At 76.4% G+C, this 13364-nt stretch carries 12 protein-coding genes; 7 read left to right on the top strand and 5 right to left on the bottom strand.

Annotation, left to right across the window (positions count from 1 at the left end; translation table 11 throughout):
* The 3 genes from RM780_RS00145 to RM780_RS00135 all read right to left on the bottom strand — a co-directional run bounded on the left by RM780_RS00145 (position 1) and on the right by RM780_RS00135 (position 3003).
* Entirely contained in the window at positions 1-339 is a 339-nt protein-coding gene (locus tag RM780_RS00145) for a MerR family transcriptional regulator (RefSeq protein WP_311628294.1), read from the bottom strand.
* A 596-nt stretch (positions 340-935) separates the two neighbouring features.
* Entirely contained in the window at positions 936-1838 is a 903-nt protein-coding gene (locus RM780_RS00140; protein WP_311628293.1) for a PhzF family phenazine biosynthesis protein, read from the bottom strand.
* A 70-nt stretch (positions 1839-1908) separates the two neighbouring features.
* On the bottom strand, positions 1909-3003 hold the full coding sequence (locus RM780_RS00135; protein ID WP_311628292.1) for a citrate synthase 2: 1095 nt from the start codon (positions 3001-3003) through the stop codon (positions 1909-1911).
* Between the two features lie 295 nt (positions 3004-3298).
* On the opposite strand from RM780_RS00135, the gene pdxH reads away from it, so the two are divergent.
* Entirely contained in the window at positions 3299-3922 is a 624-nt protein-coding gene (gene pdxH, locus RM780_RS00130; protein WP_311628492.1) for a pyridoxamine 5'-phosphate oxidase, read from the top strand.
* Between the two features lie 423 nt (positions 3923-4345).
* Positions 4346-5788 carry a PAS domain-containing protein gene (locus tag RM780_RS00125; protein WP_311628291.1) on the top strand — a complete coding sequence of 481 codons (1443 nt, stop codon included), beginning with the start codon at positions 4346-4348 and terminating at the stop codon, positions 5786-5788.
* 44 nt (positions 5789-5832) lie between these two features.
* Here RM780_RS00125 and RM780_RS00120 read toward each other — a convergent pair whose 3' ends face one another.
* Positions 5833-6585 carry an SIS domain-containing protein gene (locus tag RM780_RS00120; RefSeq protein ID WP_311628290.1) on the bottom strand — a complete coding sequence of 251 codons (753 nt, stop codon included), beginning with the start codon at positions 6583-6585 and terminating at the stop codon, positions 5833-5835.
* Positions 6586-6718: 133 nt separating this feature from the next.
* On the opposite strand from RM780_RS00120, the gene RM780_RS00115 reads away from it, so the two are divergent.
* Together RM780_RS00115 and RM780_RS00110 are read left to right on the top strand one after the other, a co-directional pair.
* Positions 6719-7423: a metal-dependent transcriptional regulator gene (locus RM780_RS00115; protein ID WP_311628289.1), complete on the top strand. Its 705-nt coding sequence runs from the start codon at positions 6719-6721 to the stop codon at positions 7421-7423.
* A gap of 275 nt (positions 7424-7698) precedes the next feature.
* Entirely contained in the window at positions 7699-8553 is an 855-nt protein-coding gene (locus RM780_RS00110) for an alpha/beta fold hydrolase (protein WP_311628288.1), read from the top strand.
* 28 nt (positions 8554-8581) lie between these two features.
* Here the strand turns inward: RM780_RS00110 and RM780_RS00105 are convergent, their stop codons facing one another.
* Complete coding sequence (locus RM780_RS00105; RefSeq protein WP_311628287.1) at positions 8582-9214, bottom strand: bifunctional DNA primase/polymerase; 633 nt, start codon at positions 9212-9214, stop codon at positions 8582-8584.
* A 269-nt stretch (positions 9215-9483) separates the two neighbouring features.
* Between RM780_RS00105 and RM780_RS00100 the strand changes: the two genes are divergently transcribed.
* The 3 genes from RM780_RS00100 to RM780_RS00090 all read left to right on the top strand — a co-directional run bounded on the left by RM780_RS00100 (position 9484) and on the right by RM780_RS00090 (position 13351).
* Complete coding sequence (locus RM780_RS00100) at positions 9484-10902, top strand: transcriptional regulator (RefSeq protein ID WP_311628286.1); 1419 nt, start codon at positions 9484-9486, stop codon at positions 10900-10902.
* Positions 10903-11891: 989 nt separating this feature from the next.
* Positions 11892-12839 (top strand): hypothetical protein, encoded by a 948-nt coding sequence (locus RM780_RS00095; RefSeq protein ID WP_311628285.1) that lies wholly within the window; start codon positions 11892-11894, stop codon positions 12837-12839.
* Positions 12840-12904: 65 nt separating this feature from the next.
* Positions 12905-13351 carry an SCO4402 family protein gene (locus tag RM780_RS00090; RefSeq protein WP_311628284.1) on the top strand — a complete coding sequence of 149 codons (447 nt, stop codon included), beginning with the start codon at positions 12905-12907 and terminating at the stop codon, positions 13349-13351.
* Positions 13352-13364: the final 13 nt, after the last annotated feature.

Here is a 13364-nt window from a genome sequence, read left to right as displayed (position 1 = left end):
TCAACCCGCGGCCGGCGGGTTCGCGGATTCGGCGGCGCGGCGGTATTCGGCGTTGATGCGCTGGGCTTCTTCGAGCTGGTCTTCGAGGATGATGATGCGGCAGGCGGCCTCGATGGGGGTGCCCTGGTCGACGAGTTCCCGGGCGCGGGCGGCGATGCGCAGTTGGTAGCGGGAGTAGCGGCGGTGGCCGCCCTCGGAGCGGAGCGGGGTGATGAGGCGGGCCTCTCCGATCGCGCGGAGGAAGCCCTGGCTGGTGCCGAGTATTTCGGCGGCCCGGCCCATCGTGTAGGCGGGGTAGTCGTCGTCTTCAAGGCGGTCGTACGAGTTATCTGCTGTCATTTGCACCCCTCTGTGGAACGCGTGGAGGGGCCCTGGTGCCGTACGGCACCAGGGCCCCGAAGGAACTGCTAAACCATCTGCCGGCCTCGGTCCTGCGCCGGCTTCGTGTTTCCGCGGACCCGGCCTGCGTGCTGCCGGGGGCGCGAGGATCGCGGTTGCTTGACCGGAGACCACCTCACTATCGATGTCCTGCGGTACCCGGGCTCGAGACCTACGCCCGGGCGATCCTGATGGCGCGGGTTCCTCCGTTCTTCCCTCGGTGATTCTCACTTGCTCATCCAGCGGGACCGTCGCTGTGCCAGCCGCGGCCCCGCTCACGGCGGCCCCTGATCACTGCGGGCCACCCGGTCCGGCCGTCAGTCCCGTCGCCGTCCTGCAACCGCTCTGGCTTCGGAACTCCACCGCCGCACCGTCCTGCGAACTGCTTGTCCTGCCGGCCGGCAGTCCATCTCTGCCAGGCCCCGATGACTCTCTGGGTACAAGAGAAACCCTACCCACGCCACCGCCCTATGTCTACTCCGGCCGCGATAGATTTCCGGGCGTCCGGCGGTGAGGTAATCATTCCCGAGGAGCGAGGGAGGGCGGGAGCAGGGCCGTCACGGCCGGGTCGACGGGTCGTGCCCCTCCTGCGGGGCGGCGATCGTTCCACGGGCGACCACGGCCGTGTGCCCCGCGACCGAGACGGCCGTCAGGCGGCCGTTGGCCGTGGTCGCGGTGGCCTCGATGTGGCTCGGGCGGCCCATGGCAACGCCCTGGGTGATCGTGAGGGTGTGGGCGCCGTCGGGGTGGGGGCTGCGCTGGGTGAGGGCGGCGGCCAGGCCCGCGCAGGCGGAGCCGGTGGCGGGGTCCTCGACGATGCCGGCGCCGGGGACGAAGGCCCGCGCGTGGACCCGGCCGCCCGCGCGGAACTCGCCCGCGAAGACGTAGAAGTTGGGGGACCAGCCCGCGGCCGGGCCCGCCGCCCAGGCGGCGTGGTGGAAGGCCGCGCGGTCCACCGCCCCCGGGTCCGCCAGCCGGACGTAGCAGAAGCCGAGCCCGACCCCGCCGTACCAGACCTCCTCGACCTCGGGGGCGGCCAGCGAGAGAGCCGCGGCGACGGCCCCCGGGTCGGGGGACGCCTCGGGGGCCTCGTAGGGGGCGTTCAGGGTCAGGCGGGCGTGGCCGCCGTCCACGTCCACGGCGACGACCCCGACGTTCTCCTCGAAGAGCAGCCGCCCGCCGGGCGGCGGGCCCTCGTGCGCGGCGAGGACCACGGCCGTTCCGACCGTCGGGTGGCCCGCGAACGGCAGCTCGGCCGTCGGCGTGAAGATCCGGACCCGGTGGGTGTGGGCCGGGTCCTCGGGCGGCAGCACGAAGGAGGTCTCGGAGAAGTTGAACTCGCGGGCCAGGGTCTGCATGGCCCGGTCGGACAGGCCGCGCGCGTCGGGCAGGACGGCGAGCTGGTTGCCGCCGAAGGGGCGGTCGGTGAAGACGTCGGCGAGGTAGAAGATGTGGTCCACGCCGGACCAGCCTAGGCGGAGCCCCCCGCGCTCCCTTGAGCCCGCGCCTCAGCCCGTGCCCGGCGCGCGCCTAGTGCGCCCCGTGATCCTCGATCCCCGCGATCCCGCGCGGCGGCGGGCCGACGTAGCGGGCGGAGGGGCGGATCAGCCTGCCTGTACGTTTCTGCTCCAGGATGTGGGCGGACCAGCCGGCCGTCCTGGCACACGTGAACATCGCCGTGAACATGTGCGCCGGGACCTCCGCGAAGTCGAGCACGATCGCGGCCCAGAACTCCACGTTCGTGGCCAGCACCCGGTCCGGCCGACGGGCGCCCAGCTCGGCCAGCGCGGCGCGTTCCAGGGCTTCCGCCACCTCGAACCGGGGCGCGCCCAGCTCGCGCGCCGTGCGCCGCAGCACGCGCGCCCGGGGGTCCTCGGCGCGGTAGACGCGGTGACCGAAGCCCATCAGGCGCTCGCCCGCGTCCAGCTTGCTGCGGACGTACGCCTCGGCGTCGCCACTGCGTTCGATCTCCTCGATCATGCCGAGCACCCGGGAGGGCGCCCCGCCGTGCAGCGGCCCCGACATCGCGCCGACCGCGCCGGAGAGCGCCGCGGCCACGTCGGCGCCCGTGGAGGCGATGACGCGGGCGGTGAAGGTGGAGGCGTTCATGCCGTGCTCGGCGGCCGAGGTCCAGTACGCGTCGAGCGCGGCCACGTGCCGGGGGTCGGGCTCGCCGCGCCAGCGCCGCAGGAAGCGCTCGGTGATGTTCTCCGCCTTGTCGATCTCGCGCTGCGGCACCATCGGAACGCCCGTGCCGCGCGCCGACTGGGCGACGAAGCTCAGCGCCATGACGGCGGCCCGCGCCAGGTCCTCGCGGGCCTGCCCGGCGTCGATGTCCAGCAGCGGGCGCAGGCCCCACACGGGCGCCAGCATGGCCAGCGCGGCCTGGACGTCCACCCGGACGTCGCCGGAGTGGATCGGGATGGGGAACGGCTCGGCGGGCGGCAGGCCGGGCGCGAACGAGCCGTCCACCAGCAGGCCCCAGACCTCGCCGAACGACACGTGGCCCACCAGGTCCTCGATGTCCACGCCGCGGTAGCGGAGGGCACCGCCTTCCCGGTCGGGTTCGGCGATCTCGGTCTCGAACGCCACGACCCCTTCGAGCCCAGGAACGAAATCGGACATCAGCACTCTCCTCCGCCTCAGTACGCGCGGTAAGTCTGGCGGTCACCTTAACTGCGGGTGTCGGGGAGCCGCAGAGCGCGGGGCGGGAACTCCGGAGCGTGGTCCACTGTCAGCCGAATGTTGCAAGATATGGGCCGTGTCCCACGCCGAGCACGCCCGCCCCGCCGCCGCACCGGCCGCCGCCACCGGTCCGGCCCAGGATCCCGCCCAGGATCCCGCCGCCGGCCCCGACCCGACCGTCCCGGATCCCGCTGCCCCAGGGCCCGGCGACGCGCCCCGGCTCGACCCCGCCGCGATGCGGGCGCGGTACCGGCAGGCGGGCCTGGACGAGAAGGACCTGGCCGCCGATCCCGTGGATCAGTTCGAGCAGTGGTTCGCCCAGGCCGCGGCCAGCGGCCTGCACGAGCCGAACGCCATGGTGCTGGCCACCGCGGACGCCGAGGGCCGGCCCAGCACCCGCACGGTCCTGCTGAAGCGCTTCGACCGCCGCGGCTTCGTCTTCTTCACCAACTACGGCTCCCGCAAGGGCCGCGAGCTGGCCGCCAATCCCCGCGCCTCGCTGCTCTTCCCGTGGCACGCCGTGGCCCGCCAGGTGATCGTCTCGGGGACGGTCGAACGCACCGGGCGCGCCGAGACCGCCGCGTACTTCAGGACCCGGCCGCACGGCTCGCAGCTCGGCGCCTGGGCCAGCGAGCAGTCCTCGACGGTGGCCTCGCGGGCGCAGCTCGACCAGCTCTACGCCGAGCTGGCCGAGCGGTACCCGGAGGGGGAGGACGTTCCGGCGCCGCCGCAGTGGGGCGGCTTCCGGGTGGTCCCGGAGAGCGTGGAGTTCTGGCAGGGCCGGGAGAACCGGCTGCACGACCGCCTGCGGTACGTGCGGGAGGGGGAGCGCTGGGCCGTGGAGCGGCTCTGCCCCTAGGCGGCCCCGGGAGGCGGGACTCGGGGGTGCGCGACGTGCGGCGCGAGCGGCGCTCGAAGGCGCACAAAGAACGATCCGCGGGCCTTGGTCCCCGGAGCGCTCGCGCGCCCCGGGGAGCCGGCCGGACTTACCGGCGGCCCGCGGATCGGGTGACTGCTGGGAATTGGCCGGCGGAGCCGGCGCCACACGTCGTGTGATGTCGGCCGTTAGGCCGCAGTCACCTCACGCGTCCGGTTGTCATACATCTGCCGAACCACCTCCCTTCTCGTGTACCCCGAACGGTAGGCGGCGCCCCAGCCGCGCCACAACCAAATTTCGGTGCGGCAACGAGATGCGGTGAACACCTATGTGACGGCCGTCACGATGCAGTTGAATGGTCCGGCGCCCGGGGCGGCGCGCTTTCTCCTGTGCTGGGGGTGTCAGGTGACCGTTCCTTCGAAGACTCAGGCTCTCAACCGTGGATCTGCCGGGGAGGCGGACGGCGGGACAGCGGACGGCGGGGCGGACGACGCGCGCCTGCTGACCGCGTTACTCGACGGCATGGACGCCGCGCTGTTCGCGCTGGACGACCAGGGCCGCGTCACGCACTGGAACCGCCAGGCCGAGCGGCTGCTGGGCTGGACCCGGGAGCAGGCCGTGGGGCGGCCGGGCCCCGGCGGGTGGCTGGTGCGGGCGGCGGACGCCCCGGCCGTTCTCGATCAGCTCCTGGCGGTGCGGGAGCGGCCCGAGCCGGAGGGCGCACAGGCGCGCTGGGCGGGCGAGTTCGCGATGTTCCGGCAGGACGGCGGGCGGGTGCTGGTGCGCGCCAGGGCGGCGGCGGTGCGCCGGGCGGACGGCACCGCGGCCGGGGTCTACTGCGCCTTCGGTGAGGTGCACGCCCAGCTCGCGCTGGAGCGGAACCTGGCGCTGAGCGAGGCGCTGCTGGCCGGGCCGTCCTGGGGCGTGCTGGTGGTGGACGCCGACCTGCGGACGGTCGCGGTGAACGAGGCGGCGGCGCGCGTGCTGTCCGTGACCCCGGCGGACATGCTGGGCGAGCCGCTGGGCGGGTTCTTCGGGGCGGGGCTGGACGAGCTGGAGAGCGCTCTGGAGCACGCGCTGGCCGGGCAGGAGCCGATGGGCCCGGTGGAGCTCTCGCTGTCCCTGCTGGGCGACGGCGAGGGCGGCGACCACCTCGGGGACGCCGCGTTCCCGCCGCGCCGCGACCGGCGGCGGCGCACTCTGATCAGCGGCTTCCTGCGGCTGGCGCCGGGCCACGGCGGGCCGGTGCCGCTGGGCGTGGCCTGGCTCTTCCGGGATGTGACCCGGCCAAGGCACGCGGCCAGGGACGCGGCGCGGCGGGCGTTCCGCGCCGAGCAGCTGGGGCGCGCGGCGCGGGCGGCGGCCGAGTGCGAGGAGCCGATGGAGGCCGTGGCCCTGCACCTGCACTACGCGCTGGCGGGCTTCGCGGACCACGCGCTGCTGGACCTCGCGGGGGAGCGCGGCGGGCTGGTGCGCCGGACCGAGAGCCCCGGACCGCTGGCGCACGGCGAGCGGTACGCGACCCCGGGTGCGCGCGTGCGCTACCGGTCGGGCCACCCCGCGCTCCAGGCGATGGAACGCGCTCTTCCGGTGCGCGCGACGGGCGGAACGGGCCGCGCCGAGTGGGCGGCGGAGCACCGCTGGCCGAAGGAGGCGGAGCACGCGCTGTGCGTGCCGCTGCGCAGCCGGGGGCGGAGCCTGGGCGTGTTGACCTTCCTGCGCGGCGAGGGGCGGCGGCCGTTCGACCGCGCGGACGCGGCGTACGGCGAGGACGTGGCCCTGCGCGTGGCCGCCGCGGCGGACCTGGCGGCCGCCTGCGGGGCGTCCTGCCTGGCGCCGCCGTGCTGAACGGCCGCGGCGGGCGGCGCGGGTTCAACGGCCGCGGCGGGGTGCTAGCGCCAGTGGATGCGCTCGGCGTGCTCCGCGATCACGCGCTCGTTCCACTCCCGGCCGCCGTCCACGTTGGCGGAGCGCAGCAGGGGCGGCTCGGTGCCGCCCGCGGCGAGCAGGCCGGCGGCCTCGGCCACGACGGCCTGGAGCAGGGCGCAGGCCACCACGGTGGAGGCGGGGGCGAACGGTGCGCCGATCCGCTCGCTGGTGAGCAGGGCGTCGCCGACGGGGACGCGGCTGTCGAGCACCACGTCGCAGTGGTCCTTCAGGAAGGTGCCCGAGGGGTGGCGCGGGGCCGTCTCGGTCGCGTACGCGACGGAGGTGACTCCGATCACGCTCAGCCCGGCGGAGCGGGCGTGCCGGGCCATCTCCACGGGGAGGGCGTTGCGCCCGGAAACGGAGATGACGATGAGCAGGTCCCCGGCCGCGGCCGGGCTGCTGTCCAGCGTCGCCGCGGCCAGGCCGCCGACGTGCTCCAGGGCGCTGCCCAGCGTGGCGGGCCTGGCGTCCACGCCGGTGGCGCCGGGGACGGCCAGCAGGTTGACCAGCGCCAGTCCGCCCGCGCGGTAGACCAGGTCCTGGGCGGGGAGGGCGGAGTGGCCCGCGCCGTGGGCGAAGAGCCGGCCCCCCGAGGTCACCGTCCGGGCCAGCAGCGCGGCGGCCTCCGCGATCGCCGGCCCCCCCTCCTCGCGGGCCCGGCGCAGCAGCGCGATGGTCTCGTCGAGGAAACGGCCGCCCAGCGTGGTCTCGCTCATGGCGCCCACCGTAGTGGTCTGGACCACTCCTCTGTCAATGAGCAAGCGGCTGGTTACACGAAGCGGGGCCGGTTGTCACTGGCGTACGTCAGAATTGGTGCAGGGCCACCGCACGAGAGATCGAGGGGCACTTATGTCCGGACTCATCGACACCACCGAGATGTACCTCCGCACCATCCTGGAGCTGGAGGAAGAAGGGGTGGTCCCGATGCGTGCCCGCATCGCCGAGCGGCTTGAGCAGAGTGGCCCCACGGTCAGCCAGACCGTCGCCCGCATGGAGCGGGACGGGCTCCTGGTCATCGCGGGCGACCGGCACCTGGAGCTGACGGAGGAGGGGCGGCGGCTGGCGCAGCGGGTGATGCGCAAGCACCGCCTCGCGGAGTGCCTCCTGGTGGACGTCATCGGGCTGGAGTGGGAGCAGGTGCACGCCGAGGCCTGCCGCTGGGAGCACGTGATGAGCGACGCCGTGGAGCGCCGCGTCCTCGAGCTGCTGAACCACCCCACCGAGTCCCCCTACGGCAATCCCATCCCGGGCCTGGCCGAGCTGGGCGAGCGCGGCGAGACCGACCCGTTCATCGCCGAGGGCCTGGTGGCGCTCGTGGATGTGGACACCGAGGGGGTCGACGGCGGCGGCCGGACGGTGATCGTGCGCCGCATCGGGGAGCCGATCCAGACCGACGCCCGCGTGATGCGGACGCTGCGGCGGGCCGGGGTGCAGCCGGGCGCGTCGGTCAGCGTGACGCTGGGCGCCGGCGGCGGCATCCAGGTCGGCAGCGGCGGCGAGGCCGCCGAGCTGGCGCACGATGTGGCGGCGCATGTCTTCGTCGCCAAGGGCTGAGGCGCGCCGGGCGCACGGGGGCGCCCGGGCCGGGGAGCCGCGCCCCGGGCGGCGCGGATGACCGAGGGCCGGAAACGGCCGGGCCGCCCGCCGTGCGCGGCCGGCCCGCTGCCCGTCCGTCCCGCGGGCCGACCGCCGCGCGTCGGCCTGCCATCACTCGTCCGAGGGTTATCCGCCCTCGATGCACGCGTGTTCGAACGCGCATTCGATATCGTGGGGGCCGGCGAGCGGGGGCGCCTTCCCGGTCCTGGCGAGGAGGAAGGGGGTTGGGCGCGATGGTGAGGCGTACCGAGGTGATCGGACAGGGCGGAGTCCGGCTCGCGGCTTGGGAGTTCGCCGAGCCGCCGAAGGAGGAGCAGGCCGGGCGCCCCGGCGTGCTGCTGCTTCACGGCCTGCTGGGGCGCGCGGCGCACTGGGCGGGCTTCGCCCGCCGGATCTCGGGCCGGTTCCGCGCCGTCGCCCTGGACCAGCGCGGCCACGGCCGCAGCGACAAGCCCGCGGCGGGGCCGTTCGACCGCGACGCCTTCGTCGCGGATGCCGAGGCGGCCGTCGAGCAGCTCGGCCTGGGCCCCGTCGCCCTGGTCGGCCATGCCATGGGCGCGCTCACCGCCTGGCAGCTAGCCGCCCGCCGCCCCGACCTGGTGCGGGCCGTGGTCATCTGCGAGATGCGGGCCGCCGCCATGGGCGTCCAGTCCCGCCGCGAGTGGCAGGACTGGCTGGACTCCTGGCCGCTGCCGTTCGCCACGCTCGCGGACGTCCGGCGCTGGTTCGGCGAGGAGGACCCCACGCTGGACCGCCCCCGCCCTGCCCGCGGCGACTTCTACGCCGAGGTGATGGCCGAGCGCGCGGACGGCTGGCGGCCGGTCTTCTCGCGCCGCCAGATGATGGCCGCCCGGGAGGGCTGGGTCCGCGACGCGCACTGGGAGGAGCTGGCCCAGGTGCGCTGCCCCACGCTGGTCATCCGCGGCCTGGACGGCGAGCTGGGCCGGGCCGAGGCCCAGGAGATGGTCCGCGTCCTGCCCGACGGCCGGTACGCCGACATTCCCGACGCGGGGCACCTGGTCCACCTCGAACGCCCCGCGGAGTGGCGCGCCCTGGTCGAGCCCTTCCTCGCGGAAACGGCCGGCTGAGGCGCCCGCGCCCCACTGCCCCCGGCCCTCAGTCCTCCTGCGCGCAGGCGTAGGCCAGGGGGGCCAGCAGCTCGGCCGGGTCCGGGAGCCAGCGGTTGACGGGGGTGGGGCGACGGATCCAGTGCACCCGGCCGCGGACCGTCCCGTCCGTCGCCAGGCGGCTCGGCGGCGCGGCCACGAAGTCGCCCTCGCCGCGGACCGTCAGGTCCAGCGAGGCCGGGGCCCAGCCGAGCTGCCGCAGCTTCCCCGGCACCTTCGCCGCGCCCCCCGGCATCACGAAGAACAGCATCCGGCCCAGCGGCGTCCCCGCCACCGGCCCCAGCGACGCCCCCATCCGCTCCATCCGGGCCAGCGCCAGGCAGCCCGCCCCCTCGGACACCTCCAGCACGTCGAAGGTCCGCCCCGTCGGCAGCAGCACCGAGGCGCGCGGCTCGCGCGTCCACAGGCGCCTGGCCTGCGTCTCGCTCCCTGTCGCGTCCGACCCCCACCCCGGGCGCAGGGGGTGCACGCCCGGCGCGCCGCAGTCCGCCGCGGCGCACGAGCACAGCGCAGCGCCCGCCGCGTCGAATTCGATCCACGCCCCGGGAAGCACCTCCCAGTGACGTTCCTTCACGTACCTGACCGCCTGTTCGAGCAGGCCGTCGTCGCGCTGCTCCGGCACGCGCCCTGCGGGCCGCGCGCCCGCGCCCCGCCCGCTTCCCTGTGTCGTTCTTCCTCATCCACACGAGGCTCAACTTCGTTGCTCCGGACGGGTTACGGCCGGAGGCGTACGGGTGTGCGGGGAATTCCCGCACGCGGGGCGCACTGGTGCATCACGGGGTGCATACGGGATGGAACCGGTCACCACCGGGCAGTGATCAGCCGGGATCGCACCGGGGCCCGCGGGGGATCCCGCGTCAGCCCAGCACCGGCCCAGCGAGGGAGCCGTTGATGACCGCCCGACCACTCATCGCACGCCAGCCCAACGAGCGGCTGCTCTCCCTGATCCGGGAGGCCGGCTGCTCCAACGCCGGGCTGGCCCGCCGCGTCAACATGTGCGCCGCCGAGCGCGGACTGGACTACCGCTACGACAAGACCTCCGTCGCCCGCTGGATCCGGGGCCAGCAGCCGCGCGGCCGGGCGCCCGAGGTGATCGCCGAGGCGCTGGGGCGCAAGCTCGGCCGCCAGGTGACCGTGGACGAGATCGGCATGGGCACGGCCCGCCAGCTCACCTCCTCGGTCGGGCTCCACTTCGCCGCCGGCCTGGCCGAGTCCGTCGAGCAGGCCACCGAGCTGTGGCGCTCGGACGTCTCCAGACGGGAGAACGGCGAGGGCCAGCACCCCTACGCCGGCGGCTCCCAGGTCGCGCCCGCCGCCCTCGTCGAGCCCAGCCGCGACTGGCTGATCACCCCGGCCGACGCCGAGGTGGCGCGTTCGGCGGGGCAGCGGGTCGGCACCGCGGACGTGGAGGCCGTTCTCGCCACCACGGACGCCCTGGTGAACCTGGACCGGCGCTGGGGCGCGGGCCACGTGCGGCCCGTCGTCGTCCACTACCTCAACGGCGTCGTCTCCGGCCTGCTGGGCGGCTCCTACCGCGAGGCGGTCGGCCGGCGGCTGTACGGGGCGGCGGCCCGGCTGACGGAGCTGGCCGGGTACATGGCCGTGGACAGCGGCCTGCCCGGGCTGGCCCAGCGGTACTACATCCAGGCCCTGCGGCTGGCGCAGGCCGCCGGCGACCGCGGCTTCGGCGGCTACGTCCTGGCCGCCGGGATGAGCCACCTCGCCGCCGAGCTGGGCAACCCCCGCGAGGTCATCCAGCTCGCCCGCGCCGCCCAGGAGGGCTCCCGGGGCAGGGCCACGCCCCGCGCCGACGCGCTGTTCCTGGCCGCCGAGGCCCGCGGGCACGCGCAGCTCGGCGACCGCGAGGCGTGCCGCCGCTGCGCGGCGGACGCCCTGGCCGCGATGGACCGGGCCGAGGCGGGCGCGGACGAGGACCCGCCCTGGATCGCGCACTTCGACGCCGCGTACCTGGCCGACGAGCTGGCCCACTGCCACCGCGACCTCGGCCAGGGCCGGGCGGCCCAGCAGCGCGCGGCCGAGGCGCTGGCCGGGCACCCCGAGGGGAGGGCCAGGCGGCGGGCCATAGGGCTGCTGCTGCTGGCCACCGGCCAGCTCCAGGAGGGCGAGCTGGACCAGGCCTGCCACACGGCGCAGGAGGCGGGCTCGGCGCTGGAGGGCCTGCGCTCGGGCCGCGGCCGGGAGTACTTCGCGGAGTTCAGGTCCCGTCTGGAGCCGCACCGGAACGAGCCGCTGGTGCAGGAGTTCGCGGCCCGCTGGCGGCAGCCGGCCCTCGCGAGAACCGGGCCGTGACCTGCCCGACTTGACGGCTCGCAGGTGCCCCGACCAGTCTCCAGGGGAGCCGGGAGCGCGGCCCGGCGCTGTCGGAATGACCTGCGAGGAGCCTGGTGAGCAGCCACCACGGACGGGACGAGGAGCCCCGCGAGGGCGTGATTCTGCCGTCGAACGCCGGCGAGGGCGCGCCCCGGGCCCAGGACGCCGGGACGCTGGCCGCGCCGCCGCCGGGCCAGCCGTGGGGCCAGCCCTGGGGCCCCGAGGCGGCCCCGCCCCCGCCCGCGACCTCACCCCCAGGCACGGGCCGCCGCCGGGCGCCGGGCCCCGAGACCCCGCCGGCCACGACGCCGGGCCCGGGCCGCCGCCGCGCGCCCGCGGCGGCGCCCCCACCTCCGGCGCACGCCCCGCGCATGCCCGACGCGCCCCCCGCGACGGACGGTCCGCCCGGCGTGTACGCCAGCCCTCCGCCGGGCGGTGCCGCGCCCGGCGACGGGGGGCAGCCCGGCGCCCCCGCGGCGGGCTTCCCCGCCGCGCCCCCGCCGCGCCCCGCGGGCGCGCCCCCCGTCCCGCCGACCGCCCCCGGCGGCGCCCACGCCGCGCCCGAAGGTCCGCCGTCCCGCGCGGGAGGCGCGTTCGCCGGAACCCCGGGCCTTCCCACCGGAGGCGTACCGGGCGACCCGGGTGCCGCTCAGGCCGCATCCGGCGGTTTCCCGTCCCGCGCGGGAGGCGCGTTCGCCGGTACGCCCGGCGTTGCTTCCGGGGGCGTGCCCGGCGGCCCGAAGGGCGGGCGGGCCGCGCCGGGTGCCGCCCGTGGTTCTCACGCCGCGCCCGAAGGTCCGCCGTCCCGCGCGGGAGGCGCGTTCGCCGGCACGCCCGGGCTCGACGCCGGAGGCGACGGTGCGCAGCCGGTCGGCGGGCGGGCCGCCCGGCGGCGGGCCGAGCGGGCCGCCGGGGGCCGCGGGGAGGGCGCGGAGCCGCACGCGCTGCCGCAGCGGGCGACGCCCGCGATGCCGTCCGCGCCGCCCGCGCGGCACGCGCCCGAGGCCGCGACCGAGTTGATACCGGCCGTCGACCCCGAGGGCGCCACCCAGCTGATCCCGCCCGTGCGCGAGGCCGCGCCCGACCCCGCCACCACCAAGCTGCGCCCGGTCCCCGGCCGCCCCCGCGAGGACGTCACCGAGACCCGGGCCATGCCCGCCGTCAGCAGCGACTTCGACAGCCTCTTCCGCTCGGCCGCCGCCACGACCCCCCAAGAGGAGGAGCCCTACCGCCCGGCCCGGCGGCGCCCCGCCGCCCGGCGCTCGCCCGGCGCCGTGGCCGCCGCCGTGGTCGTCGGCTGCGCCCTCGTCGGCCTGGCCGCCGGCGCCGCCCTCAGCGGCGGGGGCGAGGACGGCGGAGGCGGCGAGCCCAGCGCCCCCGCCTCCAGCGCCGAGGCCGGGACGGAGGACGCAGGCGCGGGCACGGCCCCGGCCGATGAGCAGGGCGGGGACTCCGCCGAGGCCCGCGCCCAGGCCGCCGAGCTGTCCGCGCTGCTGGCGGAGAGCAACGACAGCCGCGACGCCGTCATCGGAGCCGTGGCCGACATCCGTTCCTGCCGGCGACTGCCGCAGGCCGCCGACAGCCTGCGCGCCGCGGCCGAGCAGCGCAACGGCCTCCTCGCCCGCCTGGAGAACCTGACCGTGAGCGACATCCCCGACGGCGACGAGCTGGCCGCGTCGCTGCGCACCGCCTGGTCGGCCTCGGCCGAGGCCGACACCCACTACGCCGCCTGGGCCGACGAGGCCCGCCAGGAGCGCGGCGTCTGCCGCGGGGGCCAGGCCCGCCACACGGACCGCGCCACCCGCGGCGACCGGGCCAGCGGCCGGGCGACCGAGGCCAAGGAGCGCGCCGCCGCGCTGTGGAACCCGGTGGCCCGGCAGCACGGCCTGCCCGAGCGAGCGGCGGCCCAGCTGTGACGTTGCCCGCCCGCCAGGGAACGGCCCCGGCAAAGCCTTCCCGTCCCGGTGTCCCGTCGCGCACCATGTCTCCCATGCCGCTCAACGACCTCCCGTGGTGGCGCTGGCGGGCCAACGTCCGCTCGGCGCTGCACATGCTCTCCGACCCGGCCTTCCACCAGAGCTGCTGGGCCGCGGGCGTCCCCGGCTACGGCGACGTCACGGACGCCGTCTACCGCCTGGTCGAGGACACCTGGCTGGACAACTGGTCGGCGGAGAAGTACGTCGGCACCGTCTTCCGGGACAGCCAGGAGGCGACCCTGGTGGACGTGGCCGTGCTGCGCGTGCTGCGCATCCTGCACCAGGTGGGGCCGGACGCGCCGTTCAGCGCCTACCTCCAGCACCACGGCTGGCCCGAGGCGGTGCGGGCGGCCCGCGAGGCGCACGTCCGGCTCGCGACGGCCGACGGCGAGGACCCGGACGCCCCGCCCGTCAGCCTGGACCAGCTCGCGGCCTCACTGCACGCCGTCTGAGCGGGCGGTGCGC

The organism is Streptomyces boetiae (assembly GCF_031845405.1).
GTDB classification, from domain to species: domain Bacteria; phylum Actinomycetota; class Actinomycetes; order Streptomycetales; family Streptomycetaceae; genus Streptomyces; species Streptomyces boetiae.
This window is presented reverse-complemented; position numbering and strand designations above follow the sequence as displayed.

Coding starts and splice junctions, on each gene's coding strand:
- RM780_RS00110 (WP_311628288.1), top strand. CDS start 7,699: ATGGTGAGGCGTACCGAGGTGATCGGACAGGGCGGAGTCCGGCTCGCG.
- RM780_RS00090 (WP_311628284.1), top strand. CDS start 12,905: ATGTCTCCCATGCCGCTCAACGACCTCCCGTGGTGGCGCTGGCGGGCC.
- RM780_RS00115 (WP_311628289.1), top strand. CDS start 6,719: ATGTCCGGACTCATCGACACCACCGAGATGTACCTCCGCACCATCCTG.
- RM780_RS00095 (WP_311628285.1), top strand. CDS start 11,892: ATGCCGTCCGCGCCGCCCGCGCGGCACGCGCCCGAGGCCGCGACCGAG.
- RM780_RS00100 (WP_311628286.1), top strand. CDS start 9,484: ATGACCGCCCGACCACTCATCGCACGCCAGCCCAACGAGCGGCTGCTC.
- pdxH (WP_311628492.1), top strand. CDS start 3,299: ATGCGGGCGCGGTACCGGCAGGCGGGCCTGGACGAGAAGGACCTGGCC.
- RM780_RS00145 (WP_311628294.1), bottom strand. CDS start 339: ATGACAGCAGATAACTCGTACGACCGCCTTGAAGACGACGACTACCCC.
- RM780_RS00135 (WP_311628292.1), bottom strand. CDS start 3,003: ATGTCCGATTTCGTTCCTGGGCTCGAAGGGGTCGTGGCGTTCGAGACC.
- RM780_RS00120 (WP_311628290.1), bottom strand. CDS start 6,585: ATGAGCGAGACCACGCTGGGCGGCCGTTTCCTCGACGAGACCATCGCG.